We start from the raw sequence: 2,938 nt of genomic DNA, 5'->3' as shown, positions 1-2,938 counted from the left end.
GGCTGCACGGCCTACGAGGCGGCGCTGGCGGCCGCGGCACCGGGCGCGCGCGTCATCGACCGCGCGATCACGCTGCGGATGCCCAAGCGGATGGGCCGCCTGCTCAGCCCGCACGGCCTCGGCGGCACCCACCAGGCGATCATCCCGGCGCGCTGAGCGTAGGGTCGGGAGGCGGATTTCCGGCACGGGGAAGGACACAACGGGTGGGCGAGTCGAACTGGGCCGGGAACCACACCTACGCGGCGGGCGCCGTCCTGACGCCGCGCTCGGTGGACGAGGTGCGGGCGGCCGTCGCGGACGCGAGCCGCGTCAAGGCGCTCGGCAGCCGCCACTGCTTCAACGACATCGCGGACTCCCCGGGCGGGACGCTGCTGGATCTCAGCGCGCTCGACACCGGGGTGGAGATCGGCGACGGCACGGTGACCGTCGGCGGGGCCGCGCGCTACGGCGACTTCGCCGGGCAGCTGCACGCGGCCGGCTTCGCCCTGGCCAACCTGGCGTCGCTCCCGCACATCACGGTGGCGGGCAGCGTCGCGACCGGCACCCACGGCTCCGGACGGCGGCAGCCGGGGCTCGCCGCGGCCGTCTCGGCGCTGGAGCTGGTCACCGCCGACGGCGGGCTCCGGACGTTCACCCGCGCCGACCCCGAGTTCGCCGGGCTGATCGTCGGGCTCGGCGCGTTCGGGGTCGTCACCCGGCTGACGCTCGACGTGGTGCCCACGTTCGACGTCCGCCAAGACGTCTTCGACGCCCTGCCGTGGGAGGCCGCGTACCGGCACTTCGACGAGATCGAAGATGCCGGCTACAGCGTCAGCCTCTTCACGAACTGGGCGAACGACGCCATCGACCTGGCGTGGGTCAAGAGCCGGGAGGGCGCTTTCACCGAGCGGAGCGAGCTGTTCGGCGCGGTCCCCGCCGACGGCCCGCGGCACCCGGCGCACGCCGCGGGGATCACGGCCGGGAACTGCACGCCGCAGCAGGGGGTGCCGGGCCCGTGGCACCAGCGGCTGCCGCACTTCGCGCTCGAGTTCACCCCGAGCGTCGGCGACGAGCTGCAGTCGGAGTACTTCGTGCCGTACGAGCACGCGACGGCGGCCATCGCGGCGGTCCGCGAACTCGCCGATCTCGTCTCGCCGCTGCTGCTGGTCTCGGAAATCCGTGCGATCGCGGGCGACGAGCTGTGGCTGAGCCCGTGCCACGGCGGCGACCGGGTCGCGCTGCACTTCACCTGGCAACCGCGTCAGCCCGAGGTCGAGGCGGTCCTCCCGGTCATTGAGGAGCGCCTGGCCGAGTTCGGTGCGCGGCCGCACTGGGGCAAGCTCTTCCACGACGTCCGCGGGGATTACCCGCGGCTGAACGACTTCCGGGGGCTGGCGGCGAGCCTCGACCCCGGTGGCAAGTTCCGGAACCCGTTCCTGGACCGGCACGTCTTCAGCTCGCCGGGGGAGCCGTCGTCGCGCGCACGATGAGGTAGGTGTCGAGCACCTGCGCCGTGCGCTCGTCGGCCTCGCCGTCGAGCAACCCCAGCAGGATCGTCACCGCCGCGCGGCCGGCCGCCTCCGTCGGCATCGCGATCGTCGTCAGCGGTGGTGCGGAGATGGCCGCGAAGACCAGGTCGTCGAAGCCGACCAGGCTGATCTCGTCCGGTACCGGCACGCCACGCGCGTTGAGCCGCGCCAGCGCGCCGAAAGCGACCAGGTCGTTGTAGGCGACGATTGCCGTCACGTCCGCCGCGAGCGCCAGGTCCGCGCCCTGCAGCCCGCCCTCGAACACCGGCGGGAACGGGCCGAACTCGACGACGTCCGTGCCGTGGCGCTCGGCCGCCTCCGCCAGGCCGTGGCGCCGCGCCCGGTTGGCCCACGACGCCCGTGGCCCGCCGAGGTAGGCGCAGCGGCGGTGGCCGAGGGCGGCCAGGTGCTGGATCGCCTGCCGCATCCCGTCCGCGGCGTCCATCACGATCGACGGGATGCCGGGCACCTCCCGGTTGAGCAGCACCAAAGTCGTCTGCCCGGCGAGCGCGCGCAGCTGGTCGTCGGTCATGCTGGGGCTGCACAGCACGACACCGTCGACCTGCTTCGCCATCCGGCGGACGAGGTTCTGCTCCATCGCCGGGTCCTCGTCGCTGTTGGCGAACAGCACGGCGATGTCGTCCTGGCGCGCGCGGGCCTGGACGCCGTTGAGCACGCCGGTGAAGAACGGGTTGCCCAGGTCCGAAACCACGATGCCGATGTGCCCGGTGCGCGCGGCGGGCACCGGCTGCGGCGCGCCCACCGCGTGGTAGCCCAGCTCGGTCGCCGCGGCGAGCACCCGCGTGCGGGTCTGCCGTCGGACCAGATCCGGTGACGTGAACGCCCGGGACACCGTCGAGATCGACACGTTCGCGAGGCGGGCGACGTCGTGAATCGTCACGGTCACGGCAACTCCTCATGGTCCTGCACCATGATGGAAACGCCCGGCAGCGTTGTCAACAAATGCTGCAAACCCGGGCCGCGTTTCCAGTAAGCGCTATCTCGAAACGCGCGCCGCCGTTCGGAGTACCTTTGTTTCGATGAATTCGACGAACGTTGACACCCCTGTCGGGCACGCCTTACGGTGACCACCGGAACTTTCTCCCGTACGCCTGACCCATTTTCGTCACCTTCCGCGCGGCCCGGGCGGGCCCCGCCGATCGGAGACCCATGTCGGGGAGCCGGAGCCGCACCGCCGCGGACCCGCCGAGGCTGGCCGTCGTCGGCACGTCCGGCTACGCGTTCAGCTACCTGCACCGCGCGCGCATCCTGCACGACGAGGGCCTGGTGCGGTTCGCGGGCATGGCCGACATCCGGGTGCCGTCCGCCGCCGCGGTCGCGCTGCTGCCCGAGGGCGCCACCGCGCATCTCGGCGTCGACGACCTGCTCCGCCGCTGCCGCCCCGACATCACCGTGGTCGCGACGCCGCC

General features: G+C 72.8%; 2 protein-coding genes and 1 pseudogene. 2 read left to right on the top strand and 1 reads right to left on the bottom strand.

Annotated elements, in window-relative coordinates; all coding sequences use genetic code 11:
• Positions 1-203 precede the first annotated feature (203 nt).
• Positions 204-1,469 (top strand): FAD-binding protein, encoded by a 1,266-nt coding sequence (locus G3I65_RS30840; RefSeq protein ID WP_163046784.1) that lies wholly within the window; start codon positions 204-206, stop codon positions 1,467-1,469.
• Here the strand turns inward: G3I65_RS30840 and G3I65_RS30835 are convergent.
• The gene (locus G3I65_RS30835; protein WP_160699225.1) at positions 1,432-2,415 is read right to left on the bottom strand and encodes a LacI family DNA-binding transcriptional regulator; all 984 of its coding nucleotides are present in this window, start codon (positions 2,413-2,415) and stop codon (positions 1,432-1,434) included. The genes G3I65_RS30840 and G3I65_RS30835 overlap by 38 nt on opposite strands.
• A gap of 263 nt (positions 2,416-2,678) precedes the next feature.
• On the opposite strand from G3I65_RS30835, the pseudogene G3I65_RS30830 reads away from it, so the two are divergent.
• Positions 2,679-2,938: pseudogene (locus G3I65_RS30830) on the top strand (gfo/Idh/MocA family oxidoreductase); the annotation flags it as partial.

Origin of the sequence: Amycolatopsis sp. SID8362 (assembly GCF_010550475.1) — a bacterium.
GTDB classification, from domain to species: Bacteria; Actinomycetota; Actinomycetes; order Mycobacteriales; family Pseudonocardiaceae; genus Amycolatopsis; species Amycolatopsis eburnea.
Note: the sequence above shows the minus strand (reverse complement) of the source record. Positions and strands in the feature narration are given on the sequence as shown.